The organism is Pantoea allii (assembly GCF_046529425.1).
Lineage (GTDB): Bacteria > Pseudomonadota > Gammaproteobacteria > Enterobacterales > Enterobacteriaceae > Pantoea > Pantoea allii.
On record NZ_CP125958.1, the window covers coordinates 2,013,486 to 2,039,562 of the forward strand.

19 protein-coding genes are annotated in these 26,077 nt (G+C 50.3%); 12 read left to right on the top strand and 7 right to left on the bottom strand.

Annotated elements, in window-relative coordinates:
• Positions 1 to 171: 171 nt before the first annotated feature.
• From QNH99_RS09580 to QNH99_RS09590, 3 genes are all read left to right on the top strand, one after another.
• Positions 172 to 1,299 carry a DegT/DnrJ/EryC1/StrS family aminotransferase gene (locus QNH99_RS09580; RefSeq protein WP_096010993.1) on the top strand — a complete coding sequence of 376 codons (1,128 nt, stop codon included), beginning with the start codon at positions 172 to 174 and terminating at the stop codon, positions 1,297 to 1,299.
• 43 nt (positions 1,300 to 1,342) lie between these two features.
• On the top strand, positions 1,343 to 4,894 hold the full coding sequence (locus QNH99_RS09585) for a glycosyltransferase (RefSeq protein ID WP_283355197.1): 3,552 nt from the start codon (positions 1,343 to 1,345) through the stop codon (positions 4,892 to 4,894).
• 194 nt (positions 4,895 to 5,088) lie between these two features.
• Complete coding sequence (locus tag QNH99_RS09590; RefSeq protein ID WP_096010995.1) at positions 5,089 to 5,871, top strand: dTDP-4-amino-4,6-dideoxyglucose formyltransferase; 783 nt, start codon at positions 5,089 to 5,091, stop codon at positions 5,869 to 5,871.
• Between the two features lie 504 nt (positions 5,872 to 6,375).
• On the opposite strand, the gene rfbD is transcribed toward QNH99_RS09590, so the two are convergent.
• Complete coding sequence (gene rfbD / locus QNH99_RS09595; protein WP_096010996.1) at positions 6,376 to 7,224, bottom strand: dTDP-4-dehydrorhamnose reductase; 849 nt, start codon at positions 7,222 to 7,224, stop codon at positions 6,376 to 6,378.
• Positions 7,225 to 7,808: 584 nt separating this feature from the next.
• On the opposite strand from rfbD, the gene QNH99_RS09600 reads away from it, so the two are divergent.
• The 8 genes from QNH99_RS09600 to QNH99_RS09635 all read left to right on the top strand — a co-directional run bounded on the left by QNH99_RS09600 (position 7,809) and on the right by QNH99_RS09635 (position 15,077).
• The gene (locus tag QNH99_RS09600) at positions 7,809 to 8,774 is read left to right on the top strand and encodes an HNH endonuclease signature motif containing protein (protein ID WP_096010997.1); all 966 of its coding nucleotides are present in this window, start codon (positions 7,809 to 7,811) and stop codon (positions 8,772 to 8,774) included.
• 143 nt (positions 8,775 to 8,917) lie between these two features.
• Entirely contained in the window at positions 8,918 to 9,640 is a 723-nt protein-coding gene (locus tag QNH99_RS09605) for an RNA polymerase sigma factor FliA (RefSeq protein WP_063879957.1), read from the top strand.
• Positions 9,641 to 9,691: 51 nt separating this feature from the next.
• Entirely contained in the window at positions 9,692 to 10,195 is a 504-nt protein-coding gene (gene fliZ, locus QNH99_RS09610; protein ID WP_063879956.1) for a flagella biosynthesis regulatory protein FliZ, read from the top strand.
• Between the two features lie 222 nt (positions 10,196 to 10,417).
• On the top strand, positions 10,418 to 11,404 hold the full coding sequence (locus QNH99_RS09615) for a D-cysteine desulfhydrase (RefSeq protein WP_096010998.1): 987 nt from the start codon (positions 10,418 to 10,420) through the stop codon (positions 11,402 to 11,404).
• A gap of 133 nt (positions 11,405 to 11,537) precedes the next feature.
• Entirely contained in the window at positions 11,538 to 12,338 is an 801-nt protein-coding gene (gene tcyJ / locus QNH99_RS09620; RefSeq protein ID WP_063879954.1) for a cystine ABC transporter substrate-binding protein, read from the top strand.
• On the top strand, positions 12,338 to 13,006 hold the full coding sequence (gene tcyL / locus QNH99_RS09625; RefSeq protein ID WP_063879953.1) for a cystine ABC transporter permease: 669 nt from the start codon (positions 12,338 to 12,340) through the stop codon (positions 13,004 to 13,006). The genes tcyJ and tcyL overlap by 1 nt, the downstream gene beginning before the upstream one ends.
• Positions 13,003 to 13,755, top strand: coding sequence for an L-cystine ABC transporter ATP-binding protein TcyN (gene tcyN / locus QNH99_RS09630; protein WP_063879952.1), 753 nt, complete (start codon positions 13,003 to 13,005; stop codon positions 13,753 to 13,755). Before tcyL ends, tcyN begins: the two co-directional genes overlap by 4 nt.
• A 236-nt stretch (positions 13,756 to 13,991) precedes the next feature.
• Positions 13,992 to 15,077, top strand: coding sequence for an acyltransferase family protein (locus QNH99_RS09635; protein ID WP_109716509.1), 1,086 nt, complete (start codon positions 13,992 to 13,994; stop codon positions 15,075 to 15,077).
• 38 nt (positions 15,078 to 15,115) lie between these two features.
• On the opposite strand, the gene QNH99_RS09640 is transcribed toward QNH99_RS09635, so the two are convergent.
• Complete coding sequence (locus tag QNH99_RS09640) at positions 15,116 to 15,724, bottom strand: NUDIX domain-containing protein (RefSeq protein WP_063879950.1); 609 nt, start codon at positions 15,722 to 15,724, stop codon at positions 15,116 to 15,118.
• A gap of 706 nt (positions 15,725 to 16,430) precedes the next feature.
• On the opposite strand from QNH99_RS09640, the gene QNH99_RS09645 reads away from it, so the two are divergent.
• Positions 16,431 to 17,510 carry an acyltransferase family protein gene (locus QNH99_RS09645; RefSeq protein ID WP_410517608.1) on the top strand — a complete coding sequence of 360 codons (1,080 nt, stop codon included), beginning with the start codon at positions 16,431 to 16,433 and terminating at the stop codon, positions 17,508 to 17,510.
• Positions 17,511 to 17,611: 101 nt separating this feature from the next.
• Here the strand turns inward: QNH99_RS09645 and narI are convergent, their stop codons facing one another.
• The 5 genes from narI to QNH99_RS09670 all read right to left on the bottom strand — a co-directional run bounded on the left by narI (position 17,612) and on the right by QNH99_RS09670 (position 25,687).
• On the bottom strand, positions 17,612 to 18,289 hold the full coding sequence (gene narI / locus QNH99_RS09650) for a respiratory nitrate reductase subunit gamma (RefSeq protein ID WP_283355202.1): 678 nt from the start codon (positions 18,287 to 18,289) through the stop codon (positions 17,612 to 17,614).
• A complete protein-coding gene (gene narJ / locus QNH99_RS09655) occupies positions 18,289 to 18,978 on the bottom strand; it encodes a nitrate reductase molybdenum cofactor assembly chaperone (protein WP_096011004.1) in 690 nt (229 codons plus the stop codon). The genes narI and narJ overlap by 1 nt, the downstream gene beginning before the upstream one ends.
• Positions 18,978 to 20,513 (bottom strand): nitrate reductase subunit beta, encoded by a 1,536-nt coding sequence (gene narH, locus QNH99_RS09660; RefSeq protein WP_410517609.1) that lies wholly within the window; start codon positions 20,511 to 20,513, stop codon positions 18,978 to 18,980. The genes narJ and narH overlap by 1 nt, the downstream gene beginning before the upstream one ends.
• Positions 20,510 to 24,247: a nitrate reductase subunit alpha gene (locus tag QNH99_RS09665; RefSeq protein WP_410517610.1), complete on the bottom strand. Its 3,738-nt coding sequence runs from the start codon at positions 24,245 to 24,247 to the stop codon at positions 20,510 to 20,512. The genes narH and QNH99_RS09665 overlap by 4 nt, the downstream gene beginning before the upstream one ends.
• A 78-nt stretch (positions 24,248 to 24,325) precedes the next feature.
• Complete coding sequence (locus QNH99_RS09670; protein ID WP_244181341.1) at positions 24,326 to 25,687, bottom strand: NarK family nitrate/nitrite MFS transporter; 1,362 nt, start codon at positions 25,685 to 25,687, stop codon at positions 24,326 to 24,328.
• Positions 25,688 to 26,077: the final 390 nt, after the last annotated feature.

Here is a 26,077-nt window from a genome sequence, read left to right on the forward strand (position 1 = left end):
ACGCATTCGAACCCTGCCTTTTGGCAGGGTTTTTTTTATCTGTTCTGTTGCTATTGATAAGCAAGAATACTGCGCTTTTATAGTGTTTTTGCGCCGATTGACTCTCCCTTGACCTGAGTAGAATAAATCAATCTGGTTTATTTTGATGACATATGGTCAGCAGGAGAGGGTATGAATAACAATATAATGGTGACCAGTCCGTTGCTTCCGCCTCTGGAAGAGTTTATGCCTTATCTTGAAGAGATCTGGCAGAGCAAGCAATTGACTAATGGCGGCCCTTTTCATCAACAGCTTGAACAGGCATTGGCTGAGTATCTGGATGTGAAACATCTTTGCCTGTTCGCAAATGGTACGCTGGCACTGGTGACCGCATTGCAGGCCTTGCGTATCTCTGGTGAAGTCATCACGACGCCTTTTTCCTTTGTTGCCACCTCTCACTCTTTACTCTGGAATGACATAAAACCTGTCTTCGTCGATATCGATCCCGTAACGTGTAATCTCGATCCGGCTAAAATCGAGGCGGCGATCACGCCTCAGACAACCGCCATATTGCCGGTCCATTGCTATGGCATTCCCTGTAATATGGACGCTATTCAGGAAATTGCCGATCGGTATGGCCTTAAAGTGATTTACGACGCAGCCCATGCTTTTTCGGTGAAGCAGGACGGCGAAAGCATACTGAATCATGGCGATCTGTCAGTATTAAGTTTCCACGCGACCAAAGTATTTAATACCTTTGAAGGCGGCGCGATCATTTGCCCAAATGAAAAAATCAAGCGTCGCATCGATTATTTGAAAAACTTTGGCTTTGCAGATGAAACCACCGTTGTTGCCCCGGGCATTAATGGAAAAATGAACGAGATTCAGGCTGCATTTGGCTTATTGCAATTAAAACATATTGACTACGCCCTGGATTGTCGCAGAAAAATTTTTGAGAGATATGTTGCGGCGTTGAGCCATCTTAAGGGCATTTCTTTTAGTTTTGTCCCAGCCGGTGTGGACTGGAATTATGCCTACTGTGCAATTTTTATCGATGAAAGCCTGTTCCCACTTTCTCGCGATGCGATGTATATGCTCTTTAAAGAAAAAAATATTTATGTACGCCGCTATTTTTATCCATTGATTTCAGAATTCCCAATGTATAAAGGCTATTCGTCTTCATCTCCTGATAATCTCCCTGAGGCGTCCTTACTGTCTAAGCAAGTTCTTTGCTTACCCATCTATCCGACCTTAAGTGAAGAGAGTCAGAATGAGATTATTCACGTCATCCTGACAGCCGGTCACGTCAGAGCAGCGTAAATAACAATTTTGCGATGTTCCCACATCGTCATTGAGGCTTAGTATGTCAAAAAGTAATCTGGTGTCTATCCTGATCCCTGCATATAAAAGTGATTATATCGAGGATGCACTAAAAAGTGCTATGCAGCAGGATTACCCTGAAATTGAAATTATCATCTGTGATGACAGTAGCAGCGATGAGCTCGCTCGTGTCGTTGAGCGAGTGAGTCAGGGGAGCCCGCATCCAGTTCACTATTATAAAAACGAAACACGGCTACTGGAACTGGGTAACATAGAGCGGTGCTTATCCTTTGCCCAGGGCGAATACGTTAAATTTTTATATGACGACGATATTCTGCGCTCTGATTGTGTAAGCCGCTTAGTCAAAGCACTCAATGCTTCACCTGATATCATTCTTGCCTCCTCACGTCGGCAGCGTATTGACGAGTCTGGTTATGTGCTGGCTGATATCATGGCAACCGCTTATCCTTTCCGTGGCGATGTTATTTTAGAAGGGCGGGATGTTATTTCATTCCTTTGTGATTACATCATTAATTTTATTGGTGAGCCTTCCTGCGTACTATGCCGCCGCGAAGCCTTAACGGAATTAAATCATAATCCGGTTTACCTGAACGGCCAGGTCCTGCCCTATCTTTATGACCTCTGCATTTATGTTAACCTTTTAGTTAAAGGTAATTTGGCTTTTATCAGTGAGCCGCTTTCGCAATTTAGGGTATCTGAAAGTCAGGTCAGCCATCAGGCTTCATCTCAGGCGGATATTGTCTCTAATACTTATCAACAGTTTCCGTTAATGATTGAGCAGTTAGGATTGTACAAAGGCGATCCTAATGAGAATCAGTCTGTGCGGGTTACGGCGCTTAGTCATCCCCAAAATTATATCAATTGTAATCTTCTTGCTGCGATGAGCAGTGCATTACACTTGTCGGACGGTAACCGCGCGAACAAGAGCTTAAAAGAGTGGCTGGCATTACGTACAGTCACCGATCGTGATTCAGCAAAGATCGATGATTACATCAGCAGCCAGATGTTTAGCACACAGATTGCGGTTTATATCTTATCGAGTGGTGCCGAACCGTTATTTATTGAACAGTCCGTAAATGATATTAATAAAAAGCATATTTCAGGCCTGACGTTGGTACCCGTTATTGTAAACCATAACGGACAATTATCCTGCAATGCTGAAACCATATCTGGAAGAAATGATGCGGAAGCAATCAATTCACATATCGAGCAACGTCAGGAACAATGGATTCTGATCATTAATGCGGGAAGTGTGCTTACAGAAAGTGGCTTGCTGCAACTTGCGCTGTCATTACCTTCTGCGGCAGGCTGCAGCGCTGTCTATGCGGATGAAATGTATCAGCAAGCTGGCGAGATTACGGGAACCTCTTTCCGTCCTGATTTTAATCTGGATTTACTGTTAAGTCATCCTGCTGAAATGGCGCGCCATTGGCTCTTTAGCCGTGAGTGTATCGTTAACTCAGGCTTTTTCGATACGCGCTATGTGAATGCATGGGAGTTTGCAGGCATCGTTAAACTTATCGAACAATATGGTACAAACAGTATTGGGCATCTGCCTGAACCACTGGTGATTTCTCATACTTTTTCACTTAATACCAATCCAGAGTACCTGGATATCCTGAGCACACATCTACGTCAACGGGGTTATTCGAATGGTTGGGTCAAAAATACCTGGCCGGGATTGTATAATCTTCGATATGAGCACGCAGAAAAGCCTCTTGTGTCAATTATTATTCCGACTAAAGACCAGTTACCCGTACTGATAACGTGTGTGACATCATTGCTGGAAAAAACGGCTTATAAAAATTATGAGCTCCTCATCGTCGATAACAATAGTGAAACAGCGGAAGCGAAACAGTGGTTATCGGGATTAGAAACTGTTGACCCTGCGCGCATAAAAGTTCTGCGTTTCCCTTATCCGTTTAACTATTCTGCTATGAATAATCTGGCCTCGCGCGAAGCGCGGGGTGAGTACATGGTACTGTTAAATAACGATACCGCCATTATTGATGGTGCCTGGCTTGATGAGCTTCTCAATCATGCACAGCGGCCCGAAGTGGGTGTGGTGGGTGCCAAACTTCTTTTCCCTAACAATACAGTACAGCACGCGGGCGTTTTGTTAGGTCTGAGAGGACCTGCAGAACATCCCTTTATTGGTGAGCCGGCAGATGCAAAAGGCTACATGCGCCGCCTGATGGTCGATCAAAACTACACTGCGGTTACAGCGGCCTGCCTCATGATCCGTAAATCCGTTTATGAATCGGTTGGCGGACTGGACGAAGAGAATTTTAAAGTTTCCTACAACGATGTCGACCTCTGCCTTAAGGTTCGTGAACAAGGCTATCTGACCGTATGGACACCGCACGCCGTCGTGATGCACGAAGGGAGTGTCAGCCAGAAAAAAGTGGATAAGTCTACTCAAGAGAAGAAGATCAAACGATTTACAGACGAGCAGGACAGCTTTTATAAAAAATGGCTGCCGCTAATTGCTAACGATCCTTCTTATAACGCTAACTTGTCACTCAACGGCACTGGTTTTGAGCTGGAACAGGCTTTAGACATGACCTGGAAACCACTGTCATGGAAACCGTTGCCGACTATTATTGCCATGATGGCGGACTTCACCGGTTGCGGCCAGTACCGAATTATTCAACCATTAAAAGCAATGAAGGCGGAAGGGCTGGTACAAGGGCGTCTTTCGGATTACATGCATCACACGGCTGAACTTGCCCGGTATGCTCCTGACAGCATCGTCTTACAGAGACAAATTACTCCGGAATCACTGGAATGGCAGCGTCGGCTGGGGGTATTAAAAAATACCTTTAAAATCTTTGAACTGGATGATTACTTACCTAATCTGCCAATGAAAAGTATTCATCGCGCCAATATGCCGAAAGATATCTTGAAATCGCTTCGCAAAGCATTGAGCCTGGCTGATCGTTTTGTTGTCTCCACGCCCGCTCTGGCTAATGCATTCGATGGTAACCATCATGACATCCGCGTAGCTGAAAATCGCTTGCCTGTTGAAACGTGGGCACATCTTACCAGCTTACGAAACCAGGGTAAGAAACCTCGGGTTGGTTGGGCAGGCGGGTCGAGCCACAGGGGCGATCTGGAAATGATTGCGGATGTTGTTCGTGCCTTTGCAGATCGGGTTGAATGGGTCTTTTTTGGAATGTGCCCGCCAAAACTTCGTCCGTATATTCATGAATACTACAGCGGTGTAGAGATAAAGAAATACCCTGAAAAACTGGCTTCACTGAATCTCGATTTAGCACTGGCACCGGTTGAGGATAATTTGTTTAACCGCTGTAAAAGCAATCTAAGACTACTGGAATACGGCGCATGCGGATACCCCGTCATTTGCAGTGATGTGGAGTGTTATCATTATGACTTACCTGTCACGCGCGTCAAAAACCGTTATAAAGACTGGGTGGAGGCAATCGAGATGCATCTTGATGATCCGGAAGCCTCACGACGTTCGGGCGAGGCATTGCGAAATGCCATCCACAAAGACTGGATGCTTACTGGAGAGCCTCTCCGCCACTGGATGAATATGTGGTTGCCTGATTAATACGTTTTGACATGCAGTAAAGGTAAAAAGAGGGCTTGCCGCGGGTAAGCCCTCTTAATCCTTTAAACACTATCTTCGTGGAGTCCCAAACCCCAGTAAGAATCAGTGTAAACTGTCGATATAAGATAAACACATTCTCCTCGTACACTTTACAACCCGTTTCGGTTATTTCGTATTTATAAAGGATTAAGACGATGACTCAAGTTTATACAGAGGCAACAGGTGCACGACTGAGTACGCAGGCTCAGCGTTTACTGGTGGTGTCCGATAACCAGGAGCTGTCGCTTTATCTTAAAGAGGAACTTGAAAAACAGCCCTTTGAGCTACCCTTCAACGCGGACTTTTGCTATACGTCATTTAACACGAATCCGCAACTAATGATGGCTATTGGAGCGACCCGGATTAATGTCAAAGATGAGTCCACAGTTGAAAGGATCATTCAGGAGTATGATTTGGTTTTCAGTTTGCATTGTAAACAAATTTTCCCTGCCGCCCTTACTGATAACCTATGCTGTATTAACTTTCATCCCGGTCTCAATCCTTTTAATCGTGGATGGTATCCCCAGGCTTTTTCAATTATCAATGGTTTGCCTGTGGGCGCGACAATTCATTTAATGGACGCCGAAGTTGACCATGGCGAAATTATCGATCAGCAGGTAGTTAAAGTGAAAGTTTCAGATACTTCTTTGACAGTTTACAGAAACGTCATCGCAACAGAAAAGTATCTCATAAGTAAAAATATTTTTACTATCATCTCCGGTTCATATACGACAAAGAAACCACAGGCAGAAGGGAATTACAACGGAATTAAGGACTATAACGCGCTGTGTGAATTAGATTTGAACTCTGTCGCTACGCTTGATGAACATTTGAAAATATTGCGTGCGACAACGCATGGTGACTTTAAAAATGCGTTTTTTCGTGATGAGAATGGTAAAAAGTATTTTGTAAGGATAATCATCGATGAAGATTTTTAAAAGATCACCTCTTATCGCGCTCCGTTCGGAGTGAGTAATGTACGCACGTCCTCAGAGTGATCTCTATCTCCGATAAGATTGCCATGCAAAGACGCAAGGATTTTATATTTATGAGTTTTGATCGTGTTTAGGGAAATAATACGATTTTATTTGTGGTTTTGCTTACTGTTATTACGCTTTTCTCGTCCTTAGCCGTGATGCTTAATGCTTTCTAATGTAGTAAGCACTTTTCTCTATCCTGCATCATTACACTCGCATTGCTCAAATAACCATATTCAAAAAAGATAACGTTTATAGATTGAAAAAATAAGCTGAGAAATGAACAGAGGCAAACGGGTGACATTTGCTAGCAGGCAGGCAAGAGGAAGATTTTGATTACACTATACTTCAATAATGAGGCGATAGCCTTGATATGAAATGCTTATGTATCAGCCAGTTAGATTGCTTTGTAACTGGCTGGCACATCTTTGTCGTGTAAACATTACCCCATTAAGACAACCCCTGCTAAGAGGCTATTTTATAGTTTTTATAAATAGTTAGCAGATAACTTTGCCAGTCTGAGGTTTTTATATTCATTTTTTTGATTTTATCACAACATAATTGTGAATTTAACGGTCGAACCGCAGCGGTTGGATAATCGGTGCTGCGAATGCCGAATACTGAAATATCTTTTTTTACTGCGATAAAAAGCGCTTGTGCAAACTCACACCAACTTACGGGCTCATCACCACAGTAATGATAAATCCCCCGCGCTTCAGGCTGTACAGCAAGAAGAATCATTGCCTGGGCCAGATCGCCTGCGTAGGTAGGGCAACCGTACTGATCATTCACCACCTTTATCTCATGACGCGTTTCCGCTAAATGGAGCATCGTGTCGACAAAGTTACTTCCATATTCACTAAAAACCCAAGAGGTACGGATGATTATGGCTTCAGGTAAGATATCTATTACGCGCTTTTCACCTTCCCACTTGCTCAGACCATAAAAATTAATCGGGCAGGGCTGATCGCTTTCGGTGTAAGCGGTTTTTTTAATGCCATCAAAAACGTAGTCAGTAGAAATATGAATCAGACGAGCACTGACCAGTTTGGCCGCCTGAGCCAGATTCTCTGGGCCGATGGCATTAACTTTGAGTGCGCGTGTACGGTCAGTTTCTGCCTTGTCGACTGCCGTGTACGCAGCCGTATTCATGATGACATCAGGCTTGAATTTTTTAACAATACGCATGACTGCTGAACGGTCGGTAATATCCAGCTCTGCCGAACCACACGCCAGGGTAATCCAGTCTGTGGGAAAGCGATCCAGTATGCAGCGGCCCAGTTGACCATAAGCACCTGTTAGTAAAACGCGCATCAGAGCGACTCCTGCGGTAATGTTCCTTGCTGATCATTTGCACACAGTATCAACAGCAGTACTGGCGATAGAAAAGTCACTTTGCGGTTATTCCTCATTTGGCAGGTGTGGTCCTTTAGGTAATTGTTTCAGCAAGGTTTCCTGGAAGCCCTGATCTCAGGCCATGCCCTAAACTCTCTGGAAATTGTCACCCGTTCTGCAATCAACCCATTCACGATGGGCATGTATGACGTCCCCGCTATTCACTTCCTCTAGAACCGGTCTACGCTTGCAGAGTGATGATGAAAGAATACGAGCTTGCAAGTGAAACTAATGGCAAGAATAACCGATAAAAAAGCAGGTAAAGTAAAGGATAAGCAACAGACACAGCGCACAAGCGGAAAAGACACCCGGTCATCCGCGACGAAAATACCTGTTTTCTCGCGTAATAAGGCAAATGTGACGTACTTAAACGGCAGGATTTTAATCCGGACGGGGAAATAATAAAAAAGTCATCGCAGCGTTACAGTTCATTACAACTATGCCGATAATCCCCTTCAGAATGACTCTCATTTTGATATAACTTTTCATGTTCTGGGGTGGTTATGCGCTTTAACTATGACCTGCTTCCGGGCGAACGCCTTTCTTTTGAAGAGATCGCCCGGCGTTATGCACAGCAATACCCTGATGAGAAAGAACTGACGGCGCGTGCGCTGCTGAGTCCTTCAACCAGCTATCGGACGTTAAAAATTCGTGCTGTCTTTGCTCAGGAAGAGAGTAACAGTCCTCTGGAAGACCTGTTGTTCATTGCTAACGACAATGAACGGAAAAACTATTTGCGCCGTTTTGAGTACTACCTTAAACAGCAGCAGCCTTTTCACTATTTTCGTCGTGGAAAAGAGGATGAGGATAATCGCTGGAAGGTGATAGGGAAAAGCTATGTCTATGCCATGGTCGATCCCCATTCTGCGCAGGCGCAAAACCTGATCAACAGCCGGGGTTATAAACTGGTTTTGATGCGTGAAGATGAAGAAGATGCCTGGTGGCAGCTGTTCAACGTGCAGTCTAACCCCTGTTTCCCGCAGTCTCGTCGCATCCAGTTTATTGTGGTACTGAGCACGCCCGAACATAAGATTCCCGCTGCAGTTATGCCTGGTACTGAAGTGGGGCGGCGAGTCAAAGCCAAAGTGTTGCAGAAAGCCAGCCAGTCAGAATTTATGGCGGCCGTAAAAGCGCGCTACGGTGCCTGTATTATTACCGGAACCAGCCTTCTCGACCCGCATCAGTGGCCGTGGGTTGAAGCCTGCCATATCGACACGCGAGAAAACGATGAAGGTTTTCTGGCAGACAACAGTGTGGATAACGGGTTGTTCCTGCGTAGCGATTTACAGCGGCTTTTTGTCAACAAAATGATAAGCATTGATGGTGATTCCGGGCAGGTGCGTTTTCATGCGGATGAAAAAACGCGTGAAAGCATTGGTCCGTTTTATCAGGAGATGGAAGGGCAGGTTTGTGCACTGTGGGAAAACGTGCCATCCGCAACCCGCCAGCGTTTACTGTCACTACGTTAGTCTGTCTGTACAGAGCGGGACCTCCCGCTCTGAAACATCACAAATTTGAAATAACCTTGGTTTATCCCGCCTATTCAGCCAATCAAAAGCCCTACAGAATTGCATAATCATGCCGATAACTTCATTAACGCAGGGTAGTCAACGTGAACGATCTCTATACCGCCGATGGCGTGATGGACAAACATTCGCTCTGGCAGCGCTACGTCCCACTGGTACGTCATGAAGCACTGCGCTTACAGGTCCGCCTGCCAGCCAGTGTTGAACTTGACGACCTGCTTCAAGCCGGGGGCATTGGTCTGTTGAATGCGGTGGAGCGCTATGACGCGCTTCAGGGTACCGCCTTTACCACGTATGCAGTACAGCGCATCCGTGGGGCCATGCTTGATGAGCTTCGCAGCCGGGACTGGGCGCCGCGTAGCGTCAGACGAAATGCTCGTGAGGTAGCCGGGGCTATGCATCAGGTCGAACAGATGCTGGGTCGGGCCGCTTCTGAACAGGAAGTCGCGCAACAGTTGAATGTTTCGATAGAAGAGTACCGGCAGATTCTGTTGGATACCAACAACAGCCAGCTCTTTTCGTACGATGAGTATCGAGAAGAACACGGTGACAGTGCGGAACTGGTGACGGAAGGGCACGAAGAGGCCAATCCACTTCATCAGTTAATGGAAGGGAGTCTGCGTGAACGCGTCATTGAAGCGATCGAGGCGTTGCCCGAGCGCGAGAAGATGGTGCTGACACTGTACTACCAGGAAGAACTGAATCTGAAAGAGATTGGCGCGGTACTTGACGTGGGGGAATCCCGAGTCAGCCAACTGCACAGTCAGGCGATAAAACGCTTGCGTGCCCGACTTACGGGAGCGCGCTAGAAGGCTCAGTTCCTGGCGATCTATAAATAATAAGAAATCGGGGACTCAACAGTGGGAGCCAAAACCAAAGCCAGACCTTTAAGTCGTTATCTTAAAGACTACAAACACAGCCAAAACAATTGTTCACACTGTGGCAAAGTATTAGACCGTATGGCGCTGGTCTTTCGTGGCCAGATCATCAATAAAGAGGCCATCGCACGGATGGATCAAATGATTGATGAGCCGCTTTGGCTAAAACTGCAGCCAGAATTAACGGCACTTTGTCGTTTTTGCAGCGATATTTTTTGTAATACGCATCCTAATTATTTTGACATCATGGCCTTCAAACAATATCTGTTTGAACAGACTGAAATGAGCCCAAGCACCATTCGTGAATATGTGGTTCGCTTACGTCGGCTTGACGATATGTTGAAGGCCAGAAATTTTCCGGCTGAAAAACTCACAGGCAATAGCTGGCATCAATGCCTGGAAGAAGACTTACCCGATGCAGGTAATAACAATTATCGTATTGCGCTTCGTAAGTACGACCAGTTTTTGGGCTGGCAGCAACGTTAAGGGATCGGGTAAAAGTGTCAGGCAGGTTTTCCTCTGACATTCTGTCTCCCACCCCATTTTCCCCCTGTCCACAGGAGGAAAATGGGGAAGTTGTGTAACAGCCGGTGGATACTTGCCCGACCGCTTCTCCGTTCATCACCTGAGTTTGAATTCAGGATGATCCTTTCTGCATCTTCTGTAACACTGTAAAGATCACTGCTCTGTGCCCAAATGGAGGCCGCATTGTCTTTACATCTTATTCATCAGTTTCCCCGTATCGAACTTCTGGGCGCACCGACGCCGTTAGAATACCTGCCCCGATTATCGGACCATCTTGGCCGCGACATCTTTATCAAACGTGATGACGTGACGCCGCTGGCGATGGGCGGCAACAAGCTGCGTAAGCTGGAGTTTCTGGCCGCAGATGCCCTGCGTGAAGGCGCAGATGTGTTGCTGACTGCGGGTGCCATTCAGTCAAACCATGTGCGGCAGACGGCGGCGGTCGCCGCGAAACTGGGCCTGAAATGCGTAGCGTTACTGGAAAATCCGATTGCGACTCAGAGTGAAAACTACCTGACCAATGGTAATCGCCTGATGCTGGACCTGATGGATGTTGACGTAGTGATGGTCGATGCCCTGACCCATCCCGCTGCGCAGCTGGCGGAACAGGCGGAACGTCTGGAGGCGCAGGGTTTCCGGCCTTACGTGCTACCTGTGGGCGGCTCAAATGCACTGGGTGCGCTAGGTTACGTGGAATGTGCCCAGGAGATTGCGCACCAAAGTGAAGGCGTAGTGGATTTTGCGGCGGTGGTCGTGGCGTCAGGCAGCGCCGGAACCCATGCGGGCCTGGCCATAGGACTGGAGCAGCTCTTGCCAGAGACCGAGTTGGTTGGCGTAACCGTGTCGCGTAAAGTCAGTGAGCAATTGCCTAAGGTTGAAGAACTACGTCAGGCGCTGGCGACGCAGTTAGCCGTGCAGGCGCAGGCACCTATAACGCTATGGGATGAGTATTTTTCTCCGCGCTACGGCGAGCCGAATGAAGAGGGCATGGCGGCGGTGAAAATGCTGGCCCGTCTTGAAGGCATTTTTCTTGATCCCGTTTATACCGGTAAAGCGATGGCCGGTCTTATTGATGGGATTAACCAGAATCGTTTTCGCCGTGAAGGCCCGTTGTTGTTTGTGCATACAGGCGGTGCACCGGCGTTATTTGCTTATCACCCTTCGGTCTGAGACGCAGCGCAAAAAAGGGTTATAATTCAGGCGTTATTTTGACGTCTTATGCGAAATAACGCCCATAATGACAGAGCGGCAAACCGTGTTTAGCCGCTTAACACCACACTGATAAATAATAAATGGGGTAAACATGGCTTTTTCACAGATTCGTCGCCAGCTGGTGACGGGAATGATGGCTGTTGCGCTGGTTGCAGGCGTCAGCGTTAAAACTTTTGCGGCGGAGAATTTACTGGCGCAGGTTAAAAGCAAAGGCGAGCTGCGTGTGGGCCTGGAAGGCACCTATCCCCCTTTCAGTTTTCAGGATGAAAAGGGCAAGCTGACGGGTTTTGAAGTGGAGTTCGCCCAGGAACTGGCGAAACACATGGGGGTGAAAGCCGAGCTTAAACCGACCAAGTGGGATGGTATGTTAGCCGCGTTAGATTCTAAACGTATTGATGTGGTGATCAATCAGGTCACGATCTCCGATGAGCGTAAAAAGAAGTATGACTTCTCTACGCCCTATACCATTTCAGGTGTGCAGGCGCTGACCTTGAAGAAAAACGCGGGCAGCATTACCAAACCAGAGGATCTGGCCGGTAAGAAAGTCGGTGTAGGCCTGGGGACGAACTACGAACAGTGGTTACGTGCCAACGTTAAAGGCGTGGATATCCGTACTTACGATGATGACCCAACCAAGTATCAGGATCTGCGTTCTGGTCGCGTTGATGCGATTCTGGTCGATCGTCTGGCAGCCCTGGACCTGGTGAAGAAAACCGGTGATACCATGGCCGTAGCCGGTCCGGCATTCTCCCGTCTGGAAGCCGGCGTGGCAATGCGCAAAGGCAATGAAGACTTGCTGAAAGCGATCGATCAGGCCATTGCGGACATGCAGAAAGACGGCTCACTTAAAAAGCTGTCAGAGAAATGGTTTGGCGCGGACGTAACGAAATAATGCAGGAAAGTTTACAACTGGTGCTGGATTCAGCACCTTTTTTACTTAAAGGCGCGTTGTTCACGCTACAGCTCAGTATCGGCGGGATGTTCTTTGGGTTGATACTGGGCTTTTTGCTGGCCCTGATGCGTTTATCGCGCTTCTGGCCGGTAAACTGGCTGGCGCGTATCTATGTGTCCATCTTTCGCGGCACGCCGCTCATCGCGCAGCTGTTTATGATCTACTACGGTCTGCCGCAGTTTGGCATTGAGCTGGACCCCATTCCGTCGGCGATGATTGGGTTATCGCTGAATATGGCGGCCTATGCATCGGAGTCGCTGCGTGGCGCAATTGCAGCGATTGAGCGTGGTCAGTGGGAAGCGGCTGCCAGTATCGGCATGACGCCGTGGCAAACCCTGCGTCGGGTTATTCTGCCACAGGCTGCCCGCACCGCGTTGCCGCCCCTGGGAAACAGCTTTATCAGCCTGGTGAAAGATACGTCACTGGCCGCCACCATTCAGGTTCCTGAACTGTTTCGCCAGGCGCAATTGATTACCTCGCGTACCCTGGAAGTGTTCACCATGTACCTGGCGGCTTCGCTGATCTACTGGGTGATGGCCACCGTGCTGTCAGCATTGCAAAACCGTCTGGAAGCCCACGTTAACCGTCAGGATCAGGAGGCGAAATGAGTGCAATCGACGTTCGCCAGTTGGTGAAAAAGTTTAACGGACAAACGGTACTGCACGGCATTGACCTTGACGTCGCGCCCGGTGAAATCGTCGCCATCATCGGCCCCAGCGGCTCGGGCAAAACTACGCTGTTGCGCAGTATTAACCTGCTTGAAGTGCCTGACGCCGGTCGCATTAAAGTGGGTGATATCACCATTGATGCCAGCCAGGGCATCCACAAGCAGAAAGAGCAGGTGCGCCTGTTACGCCAGCAGGTGGGCTTTGTCTTTCAAAACTTCAACCTGTTTCCCCATCGCTCGGTGCTGGAAAATATCATTGAAGGGCCGGTGATTGTAAAAGGTGAAGCAAAAGCGGACGCGATTGCCCGCGCGCGGAGCCTGCTTGAAAAAGTCGGGCTTCACGGTAAAGAAGACAGCTACCCAAGGCGTTTGTCCGGCGGTCAACAGCAGCGTGTTGCGATTGCCCGTGCGCTGGCAATGCGACCCGAAGTGATTTTGTTTGATGAGCCGACGTCTGCGCTGGACCCGGAGCTGGTGGGCGAGGTGCTGAACACTATCCGCGCGCTGGCGCAGGAAAAGCGCACTATGGTGATTGTCACGCATGAGATGAGTTTTGCCCGCGACGTCGCCGACCGCGCCATCTTTATGGATCAGGGACGCATCGTAGAACATGGACCGGCTAAAGCGCTGTTTAGCGATCCGCAGCAAGCGCGGACTCGACAATTTCTCGATAAATTTCTTAATCAATAAACGCCAACGCCGCCGGAAACAGGCGGCGTTTCTTGCCGTGCCTTCTGCTTTTATCCTCTCAGTTTCTTCTGAAAATTTACATTTAGTATTATTTTAATGATTTGATTTTGATGGTTTTATACTGGCTTAGCTTCTGCGCGAGTAACAGACTGTAACTTTTAAGAGCCGCCTGATTGAGACCTGCGTGAAAATATAAATAATTCTTCACAAATTCATCGCACGATCAGGACGAAATAATGAGTCAGGACAGAAAGGAAATCCTCTGGATTAATACCCTAAAAGGAGGATGCATCTTACTTGTGGTATTGCATCACTCCATCATCACCACGTTCGCACCTTCGCTCCCTCATCTGACTGCCGGTCTGTTCCCGGCTCACTGGTGGGTAGCATTTAATACCTGGCTTTCGCCCCTGCGGATGCCCGCATTTTTCTTTGTCTCCGGGCTGCTGGCCGCCAATTCGGTCGTGAAGAAAAGCTGGAAAGCGGTCTTTACCAAGAAGTTCAGCAATATTGTCTACCTCTACCTGCTGTGGGGCGTGATTCAATGGCTGAGTATCCACTACATCTCAACCCATCTGGGCGAGCGGCTGTCGAGCAGTAAGAATGCCGCCTATGCTGATTCCCCGCTGGAGTTTATCAAGCTGTTAATGCTGTCGATGACCAGCCTGTGGTACCTGTATGCGCTGGCCGGATTCTTCCTGGTGACCAAACTTTTTCATCGACAGAAAATAGTGCTGGTCGTATTCGCGATTGCGGCGAACTATGCGGCGCAGTTTAGCCTTATTCCCGGATGGGGACCGGCCAGCGTCGCGCAAAACTATCTCTATTTCTTACTGGGCGTCTTTTTCAGCGCGGCATTAATTGAGCTTAGCGGTCTGAAAGGTCGTCACTGGCTGTGGCTGGGCGCAATAGCGCTGATCGGCATCCTTCATCATGCGGGCGGTATTTATAAAAATCCGTTTTACAGCCTGTTGACCATCGTCTTTGGCATTGTACTGTGCCGTTTTCTTAACGCACATTTCAATATGGCCTGGTTGAATTACATCGGCCGCAATACGCTGCAGATTTATGTCTTGCACCGAATTTTTATCGAGTTAGTGGGGCTGAGTGCCATTTCCCTGGCGCTACATTATGGCTGGTTCGGCAATGCGGGCTTTAGCTGGGGTTGGGCGCTGTTGATGCCGTTAACCGGCGTGGCGGTGTGTACATTGCTTTCGCTGTTGGTCTGGACGCTGTTGAACCGTGGACCCGGACGGATACTGTTTATCCACCCGCGTTTACTCAGTAAGCATCAGGCGGAAACGCAAACCTCATCATCCTGAATTCACGGGCCAGCTTACTGGCCCGTTTTTTGTCTACGTTAGTCTGGCGTGCAGATGCCTTTGATGACCAGATGCTGAATCAGAATAATGGTTTTCGCGTCAATGATGGTCCCCGCATCAATCATGGCAAGCGCCTCTTTAATCGGCACCTCAATCACCTTGATATCTTCGCCTTCGGCGGCAATACCCCCGCCCGCGTTTATTCGCATCTCACGGGTAAAAGGGGCGATAAAAAAGTGCAGACGCTCGGTAACGGAACCGGGGCTCATGAATATCTCGCCAATCTTAGTGACGTCATTCAGCTTATATCCTGTTTCTTCCTCCGCTTCGCTTCTGATGGCCTGTATGGGGTCACGTGCGTCCAACAAACCGGCACAGGCTTCAATCAGCTCAAAGTGATGACCGATCAAAAAAGCAGGCATGCGGAACTGGCTGGTCAGGATGACCGTCCTGTCGTCGCGGTTGTAGAGCAGGATGGTCGCACCGTGACCGCGATCATAAGCTTCACGGGTAAAGCGCTGTTCTGTGCCATCGGTGCGCACATAGGTCATATCGTATTTGGTCAGGGTGCCCCAGTCGTTTGCCAGTATCTGCTGGTCGTTAACGGTAGCGGTAGTGGCAACGGGCGTAAAACGCGTCTGCTTCATGATGACATTCCATTTGTGAGTAAATCAGAAACAACCATTCAGACAGCGCGTGCCGAATGGAAAACTGAAAAATTAATCCTGAATCCGTAAAAGCCAAAATGGCCTTTTTAGCCTGTCTGCGTTATTCCGCAGAGCATAAATAAACAAAAAGACGAATAAGCTATTACGGCATTTATCCACACGACCTGTGCGCCCTCTCTGTTATTCAGGTGATATCCGGACCTGAAATTACCCTAAAGGCGGCAGGAGAAGGGGCAACATGATTAATACGTTTCGACGTAGGACAAAATGTTTTTCCGGCAAACTCTTTTACCTGGAGGACTGACTCACTCGCGATTGTCGGATAACGCTCACCTGCACTTACGTTGAGTGGCCTGTCTTAAAGTACAGTTAACGTAATGGCAAATATAGCGTTAAGCAAGTACCGACAGAGAAAATTCATAGTAAAGTCATATTCCATTGTGGACGGGCGATCCTGATTTATTCTGACGCTCAATGAATGTTACCGACGTCAAATTAAAGCCGGCATAAATGTCAAAGAATATCCTTTATTGTAAAGCTGGGTTCTAAACCGTTTCCGACAGATAACTTTAAGACTTTCGCTACATTCAGGTGACAGGACATACGGAATACTTTCCACATAACGATCATATGAGCAGCGCGAATTCGTTTTTTCTGGAATGACACCGCCGCAGGAAATTCCCTGATGAAGCACAATGAAAAAGAACACATTGCATGGATTAATACGCTCAAAGGCATCTGTATCCTGCTTGTTGTGCTGTACCATACGGTGTTGCCCGGCTTTGAAAATACGCTAAAAGACCTGAGCGCGGGCGTGTTTCCCGCAGAGATGTGGGGGCAGTTCAATAGATTATTATCCCCACTGCGTATGCCTGCCTTTTTCTTTGTTTCAGGTTTGTTGGCCAGCAATGCCATTATTAATCGCCCCTGGAAGCACATCACGACCAGCCGAATCACTAATTTGTTTTACCTGTACCTTGTATGGGGAGCCATTCAGTGGTGGTCAATCGTGGGGATTTCAACAGAAATCACCGGACAGCGTATTTCACAAAATCTTAATGCGGCCTATGCGGGGTCGCTGGCGGAGTTTCTTACGCTGACATTTCTGGCGATGAGTACCTCATGGTACTTATATGGTTTAGCGATCTACTTCCTGTGCGCTAAACTTTTTCAGCGTTATAAGGTGCTATTGCTGGTCGCGGCAACGCTGCTCAATTACCTGGCTGTAGAAAAGGTGATTCCCTTCTGGGGGCCACAGAGTCTGGCGCAGTATTTTGTGTTCTTCATACTGGGGACGTTCTGGTGTACGCAGATGCTGCGTTTGAGCGAGTGGCGACGGGAAAATGGCTTGCAGTGGTTGTTGCTGGCGCTGGTGGCAGGTCTGCACGGCCTGTTCGGTGTGGATAAGCGCCTTTTCGTATCTGTCCTTGCCATCCTCATCAGTATTGCCGCCTGCCGTTGGTTAAATCAGATCAGCAGCATGGCCTGGCTCAACTGGATAGGGCGTCATACTTTACCCATTTACGTTCTCCATCGTATCTTTATTGAGTATTTCGGTATGACGGCCATTTTATTGGCACAGCGTCATCAGCTGTTTGAATTAGCGTGGTTTTCCTGGCTGTGGGCCAGCCTGTATCCGCTGGTGATTGTGGCCCTCTGCTCACTGTGTTCCATTGCCGTCTGGTCGCTGACGAATCGGGGAGCAGGGCGCGCGCTGTTTATCTTTCCAACCCTGATAAAACGGCCAGTTTACCCTGGCATCTGACCACGCGTTTGGGTCATAACGTCTGGCCGGGCGAGATATCAGCGGTTTGAAAAAGAGAAATGAACCCGGCCAGCGATGAGGTGGACGGGTTCACGTCCGTCTTATTTACGTGCGCGTACCACCTGATAGCGACGCGTGAGATACTCAACTGGCGCGCTCCAGACGTGCACAAGACGGGTAAACGGGAAGACCAGAAAAATCGTCATGCCCAGAATCAAGTGAACACGATAAATCCACTCAACGCCGTCAAGCCACTGGGCAGCATTGCCCTGGAATGTCACCACCGCCTGCGCCCAGCCGACCAGTTTCATCATGCCAAGGCCGTCCATGTGCTGCAGCGAAAAGATGATGGAAATCAGCCCCAGAGAAACCTGCACCACAAGGATACCCATAATCACAATGTCGGCGCGCGTCGAGGTCGCCCGGATGCGTGGATTGAGCAGCCGTCTTTTCAGCAGCAGAAAGCCGCCAACCAGCGTCATTAAGCCAAAGACGCCACCGGCCATCATCGCGAGTTTCTGCTTGGTGGCAATCGACAGAAAGGGTTCGTACATCCAGTGCGGCGTGAGCAGGCCGAACAGATGCCCGAATAAGATCCCAATAATGCCGATGTGAAAGACGTTGGACGCAAAGCGCATGCCCTTTTTGTCCAGCATCTGGCTGGATGAGGCACGCCAGGTATACTGTCCGTAGTCATAGCGCAGCCAACTGCCTACCAGGAAAACCGTTCCGCACAGGTAGGGATAGATATCAAAGAATAACACGTCCAGGTAGTGCATTATTGTGCGCCTCCAGAGGTCAGTTCAAGATACTGCGGACGGCTGTCCTGACTGAAACGGCGTTGATGCTGTTGCCGTTCAGAACGATCGCAGGCTTTATCATCGATGAACTTAATTTGTTCTTCTTCCCATACCGCATCTATCGCTTCGCGCGTGTCATCGCGCGGCTCGGTGGCAACCTGCCGGGCAACGCTCTCACTGTGCAGCGGGCTACGCGCGAGGTTGAGAAGGGCGTCAAACAGCTGGCTAAACTCACTGCCGCGCGCTTTCAGTCGTCCGCCCAGCAGGGCGAGGATTGGCGCGATATCCTTCAGGCCCTGGCGCGCCGCTTTCTCATCCTGTTGACTCAGGTACTCCAGATAGAGCGGCAGATGATCGGGCAACTCCCGGCAGTGGAGTTCCAGACCGGCCTGCTCATACTGAGCCAGCAGATCCACCATCGCCTGACCGCGATCGCGCGATTCAGCATGAACATGTTCAAACAGCAGGAGTGATGTTGCCCGCCCGCGTTCAAACAGGGCGCACCAGTCGCTCTGCTTATCCAGCGGTGCTGCCGCCAGATAATGCTGGGTAAAGGACGAAAGTGCAGGATAGTGCTGCGCGATCAGTGCACGTACCTCATCCTGGTGCTGCCACAGCGATTCATCCGGGTATTCAAGCAACATGCCAATAAGTTTCAGGATATCCATCATTCCCCTCCCGCTTTATTACCGATATCAATGGCATCAATGCGGCGGCTGTTAAACAAATTGAACTGAGTATCACTGCCGTGGCAACCGTCACCAAAACTGAAGCCGCAGCCGTTGCGTTCCGGAAAGGCATCCCGGGCCAGTTCGCGATGACTGGAGGGGATAACAAAGCGGTCTTCATAGTTGGCAATGGCCAGATAACGGTACATCTCTTCTGCCTGCTGCATACTCAGGCCCACTTCTTCAAGCGCGCGCGTATCCGTCACGCCGTCAACCGTCTGCGAGCGTTTGTAATGGCGCATTGCGATCATCCGTTTCAGCGCGCGTAATACCGGCGTGGTATCGCCCGCCGTGAGCAGGTTAGCGAGGTATTGCACAGGTATCCGCAGGCTTTCCACATCGGGTAAAACGCTGGCGTCCGCTTCGAGCAGACCGGCATCAGCCACCGACTGAACGGGTGACAACGGCGGCACATACCAGACCATCGGTAAGGTGCGGTATTCCGGGTGAAGCGGCAGGGCCAGCTTCCAGTCCATTGCCATTTTCCAGACCGGTGAAGCCTGGGCGGCGTCGATCACGCTTTGCGGAATGTCCTGACGTAAGGCTTCCTCAATCACGGCGGGATCGTTCGGGTCAAGGAAGATGTCGCACTGGCGCTGGTACAGGTCGTGCTCATTTTCCGTGCTGGCGGCGTCGGCAATCTTATCGGCGTCGTAGAGCAGCACGCCCAGATAACGAATGCGGCCCACGCAGGTTTCAGAGCAGACGGTCGGCATGCCTGACTCAATGCGGGGATAGCAGAAAATACACTTCTCTGACTTGCCGCTCTTCCAGTTGAAATAGATCTTTTTGTAGGGACAGCCGCTAATGCATAAACGCCAGCCCCGGCATTTATCCTGATCGATCAACACAATGCCGTCTTCTTCACGCTTATAGATCGCACCGCTGGGGCAGGTGGCTGCACAGCCTGGGTTCAGGCAGTGTTCGCACAGGCGCGGCAGATATATCATGAACGTGTTTTCAAACTGGCCATACATCTCTTTCTGCATGGCATCGAAGTTTTTATCGGCACTGCGTTTGCTGAACTCCCCACCCAGCAGCTCTTCCCAGTTAGGGCCGCCGACGATTTTATCCATCCGTTCGCCGCTGATCAGCGAACGTGGACGGGCGGTCGGCTGACTGTTACCTGCTTTAGCGGTATGCAGGTGTTGGTAGTCATAGGTAAAGGGTTCGTAATAATCATCAATGCCCGGCACCACGGGATTGGCGAAGATTTTAGTCAGCACGGCGCTGCGGCTCCCCAGACGTGGCGTCAGTTGGCCGTTGATTTTGCGTATCCAACCGCCTTTCCATTTCTCCTGGTCTTCCCAGGCCTGGGGATAACCTATGCCGGGTTTGGTCTCGACATTGTTAAACCAGGCATATTCCATGCCTTCACGCCCGGTCCAGACGTTTTTACAGGTCACCGAACAGGTGTGGCAGCCAATACATTTATCCAGATTCAGTACCATTCCGACCTGTGAGCGAATCTTCATTTTGCTGCCTCCTGAATCTGATCCCGGCCTTCATCATCCAGCCAGTTAACCTGTTTCATTTTGCGCACCAGGATGAACTCATCCCGGTTGGAACCGACCGTGCCGTAGTAGTTGAAGCCATAGGCCAGCTGGGCATATCCACCGATCATGTGGGTGGGTTTAGGACAGGCGCGGGTCACCGAGTTATGGATACCGCCGCGCATGCCTGTTACTTCAGAACCAGGAATGTTCATCAGTCGCTCCTGGGCGTGATACATCATGGTCATGCCGGCAGGTACGCGCTGGCTGACAACGGCACGGGCCGTTAAGGCACCGTTGGCGTTGAACACTTCAATCCAGTCGTTGTCCTCAATGCCCAGTTCCTGCGCATCGGCTTCGCTCATCCACACAATCGGTCCGCCACGGGACAGCGTAAGCATCAGCAGGTTGTCACTGTAAGTCGAGTGAATGCCCCATTTCTGGTGCGGCGTCAGGAAGTTAAGGGCTTTTTCCGGAAAGCCGTTGGACGGGATATGTTTTAGTCCTTCCAGACTGCGGGTATCAACCGGTGGACGATAAACCACCAGGCTTTCACCGAACGCCCGCATCCAGGGGTGATCCTGATAGAGCTGCTGACGACCGCTCAGGGTGTGCCAGGGAATCAGCTCATGGACGTTGGTATAACCGGCGTTATAAGAGACATGCTCATCTTCAAGCCCGGACCAGGTGGGGCTGGAAATGATCTTGCGCGGTTGCGCCTGGATATCTCGGAAGCGGATTTTTTCCTCTTCTTTGTTGCGGGCCAGATGGGCATGTTCCCGACCAGTGAATTCGCTCAGCGCATTCCAGGCTTTGACGGCGACCTGACCATTGGTTTCCGGGGCCAGCGTTAAAATCATCTCAGCAGCGTCAATGGCGCTGTTGATCTGCGGCTGTCCTTTGGCCGGACCGTCCGCTTTCACGTAATTGAGTTTGCGCAGCAGTTCGACCTCTTTATCGGTATTCCAACTGATGCCTTTCCCCCCATTGCCCAGTTTTTCCAGCAGCGGCCCGACAGAGGTGAAGCGCTCATAGGTGGCCGGATAATCACGCTTAACGGTCACGATATGCGGCGCGGTTTTACCCGGAATCAGGTCGCACTGGCCTTTTTTCCAGTCACAGATATCGCCGGTCTGCGCCAGTTCGGCGGGCGAGTCATGCTGAACAGGCTGGAGCACCACATCGGTTTCCTCACCCAGGTGGCCCTGACAGAGTGCCGAGAAGGTTTTAGCGAGGCCTTTATAAATATCCCAGTCGCTTTTTGATTCCCAGGCCGGGTCGACTGCCGCAGAAAGCGGATGGATGAAGGGATGCATGTCAGAGGTGTTCATGTCATCTTTTTCATACCAGGTCGCCGTGGGCAGCACAATATCCGAGAACAGGCAGGTGCTGGACATCCTGAAGTCGAGGGTCACCAACAGGTCGAGCTTGCCCTCCAGCGCCTCGGTCTGCCACTCCACGTCCTCTGGCATCAGCGCCGGATCATCCACTGGCTGGCCCTGAATACCGCTATCGGTGCCCAGTAAATAGCGCAGCATGTACTCATGACCTTTGCCGGATGAGCCAAGCAGGTTGGATCGCCAGATAAACATATTGCGTGGATGGTTGGTGCCGCTGTCGGGTTGCTCACTGGCCATACGAACGGTACCGGCTTTCAACGCCTGAGCGGTCCAGGCTTCTGGCGTCATGTTGGCCTGGCGGGCCTGGGCGCTGATCTCCAGTGGGTTGACGTTAAGCTGTGGCGAGGAAGGCAACCAGCCCATGCGTTCTGCCCGAACGTTAAAGTCCAGCAGGTGACCGGTGTAATCGTGTGGATTGGCCAGCGGTGACAGAATGGATTTCACCTGCAATTTCTCAAATCGCCACTGGCTGGCATGATTGTAGAAAAACGAGGTGCTGTTCATATGGCGAGGAGGGCGATTCCAGTCCAGCGCAAACGCCAGCGGGGCCCAGCCTGTCTGAGGACGTAATTTTTCCTGACCGACATAGTGCGCCCATCCGCCGCCGCTCTGACCAACACAACCGCAGAACACCAGCATGTTGATCATCGCCCGATAGCTCATATCCATGTGATACCAGTGATTAATACCGGCACCGAGAATGATCATGGAACGGCCGTGGGTTTTATGGGCAGTCTCGGCGAATTCCCGGGCGATCTTTTCGATCTGGCTGCGTGGCACGCCACAGATCTGTTCCGCCCAGGCTGGCGAATAGGCGCGAATATCGCTGTAGTCCTGTGCGCAGTTGCTGTCATCCAGCTGACGATCGATGCCATAGTTCGCCAGGGTCAGGTCATAAACCGATGCAACAGGCACCCGGCTGCCGTCCGTCAGCGTCAGCATTTTCACCGGCAGTTTATGCAGCAGGATGTTGTCCTGCTTAACATGGCGGAACTGTGGGTTTTCCAGTCCACCGAAGTAAGGGAACGCCACGTCCACCAGCGCATCGTTCTGATCGATGAGGCTGAGTGCCAGTTGGGTGGCAGAGCCGTTTGCTTTTTGCTCCAGGTTCCATTTCCCTTTTTCACCCCAACGGAAACCTATCGAGCCGTTAGGCACCACCAGTTCGCCATCGGCATTGCAGGCCACGGTTTTCCATTGTGGATTGTTTTCTTCACCCAGATTGTCCATCAGGTCAGCGGCACGGAGCTGGCGGCCCGGCGCATAACTGCCGTCTTCACGGGCTTCAAGCACGACCAGCATCGGCATATCGGTGTACTGACGGGCATAGTTCAGGAAGTAATCACTGGGGTTTTTCAGGTGGAATTCATTGAGGATCACATGCCCCATCGCCATGGCCAGGGCGCTGTCGGTGCCCTGTTTCGGGGCCAGCCATTGATCGCTCAGTTTTGCGACCTCGGCGTAGTCCGGTGTGATGGCGACGGTTTTCGTTCCTTTGTAGCGCACTTCGGTAAAGAAGTGCGCATCAGGCGTACGCGTTTGCGGTACGTTTGAACCCCAGGCAATGATGTAGCCCGCGTTGTACCAGTCAGCGGATTCCGGCACATCCGTCTGTTCGCCCCAGGTCATGGGCGAGGCCGGGGGCAGGTCACAGTACCAGTCGTAGAAGCTCAGACAGGTGCCGCCGATTAACGACAGATAGCGCGTACCTGCCGCATAGGACACCATCGACATCGCCGGGATAGGGGAGAAGCCAGCAACGCGGTCGGGGCCATAGCGTTTAATGGTCCAGATGTTGGCTGCCGCAATCAGCTGATTCATCTCCTGCCAGTTGGCCCGCACGAAGCCGCCATGGCCGCGCTGCGATTTGTACTGACGCGATTTTTCCGCGTCAGACATCAACGCATCCCATGCCACAACCGGATCGCGGTTCTCACGCAGTGCTTCACGCCACAGCTCAAGCAGGGCTTTTCGCACCAGGGGATATTTCAGGCGGTTGGCGCTGTAGAGATACCATGAATAGCTGGCACCACGCGGACAGCCGCGAGGCTCATGGTTAGGCAGGTCTGGGCGAGTGCGAGGGTAATCCGTTTGCTGGGTTTCCCAGGTGACGAGACCGTTTTTAACATAGATTTTCCAGCTACAGGAGCCGGTACAGTTCACGCCATGGGTTGAACGGACAATCTTGTCGTACTGCCAGCGCTGACGATAACCGTCTTCCCAGTCACGGTTGTTGTGATAAACCTGCCCGTGGCCATCGGCGAAACTTTCACCTTTTTGTTTGAAATAGCGAAAACGGTCAAGAAGTTTACTCATAACACTTCTCCAGTCGGGTCAACGACCCGTTGAATTCAACTCAATCATGAGCTGATGTGTGAATAATAATCGGGTGAATTAATCGCTGGTTTTCTTACCACGACCATATAAAAGCCAGGCCACGAGCAGGCAGACGATGTAGAAAAGCAAAAACACAATCATGGCCGCGGCGGGCGTACCTGTAATGGCCAGCGAACTGCCAAAGGCTTTGGGGATAAAGAAACCGCCGATGGCGCCCAGTGCCGAGATAAAACCCAGCGCCGCCGCCGTATCGGTCACGGCGGCATGCTGTGCGGCATCCAGACTGTGGCCTTGTGCCAGCATTTTGCTTTGCGTTAGCTGGCGGAAAATCACCGCTATCATTTGATAGGTGGAGCCACTGCCCAGCCCGGCGGTCAGGAACAGCCCCATAAACACCAGGTAGAAACCCAGGAACGAGCCGCTGCCGCTACCGGGTAAGGTGAGGAACAGCAGGGCGGAAAACATCACCATCAGCATAAAATTAATGATGGTCACTTTTACGCCACCGAGCTTATCGGAGATCATCCCGCCCCCCGACCGGGCCAGTGCGCCAAGCAGCGGGCCAAAAAAGGCGAAATGCGTGATATCCACCGCTGGAAACTGGGTTTTCGCCAACACGGCAAAGCCCGCGGAAAAACCAATAAACGAGCCAAAGGTGGCAAGATAAAGCATGCCCATGATCCAGACGTGGGCATTTTTCAACACCGGCAACTGGTCACGAAGTGACGAACGCATTCCGGCAATGTCATTCATGCCAAACCAGGCGGCAATAGCGGTCAGCGCCAGCAGCGGCACCCAAATCCAGGCCGCGTTTGCCAGCCAGATGGCTGATCCTTCGCCGTGGGGAACGCCGTGGGATAAAAACGGAACAAAAATGATAAAAGGGGCAACGAGTTGCATCACGCTGACGCCTAAGTTACCCAAGCCGCCATTGATGCCCAGCGCCGAACCCTGCTGACGTTTAGGGAAGAACAGGCTGATATTGCCCATGCTGGACGCGAAGTTCGCGCCTGCTAATCCGCACAGCAGCGCAATAATGATGAAGACCGCATAGGGCGTTTGCGGGTTTTGCACAGCGAACCCAAGCCAGACACAGGGGACGATCAGGATAGCGGTACTGAACGTGGTCCAGACACGGCCGCCTAAAATGGGCACGATAAAGGAGTAGGGGATGCGGAAAAGGGCACCCGACAGCGCCGGGAGTGCGGTTAATAAAAAGAGCTGTTCAATGGTGAAATGAAAACCCACCTGATTCAGGTAAACGGAAACGGCGCTGAACAACATCCACACACAAAATGCCAGCAGCAACGCTGAAACCGAAATCCATAAATTTCGACGAGCAATATGCTGCCCGCGCCGTTGCCAGAAATCAGAATCTTCAGGATGCCATTCCCGTAATAGTCTTTCTTTTTTATTCACAATGTACTCCGGGTCAGGATAAACGTTACGTGCAGGCGGGCGTGAAGGCATCTGCCTGCATTGAGGGCAAAGATGATGAAATGTCAATTAACGTAAATTTTGCTGGTTAAATTATGATTAAGTTTCGGTTGTGGATTTTGATAAATATCAAGAACATCCCCAAATACGCCTAAAGGGGTAGAAGGCTGGCTAAAATAAGGATTAACAAAATTGTATTAATAATGGGATATTGAAATTTTAAATCAAATTACTGCCTTTAAATCAGGTTGTTAGATTGGGCTTGTTTTGACAGGGCGGGATAAGGTGTAAGTGCCACTAATAAGTTTCTGTCGCGTTGTCGTACGTCAGTCATTAGCAGGAAATGACTGAGAATAGCGCTGAGGGCGTGCG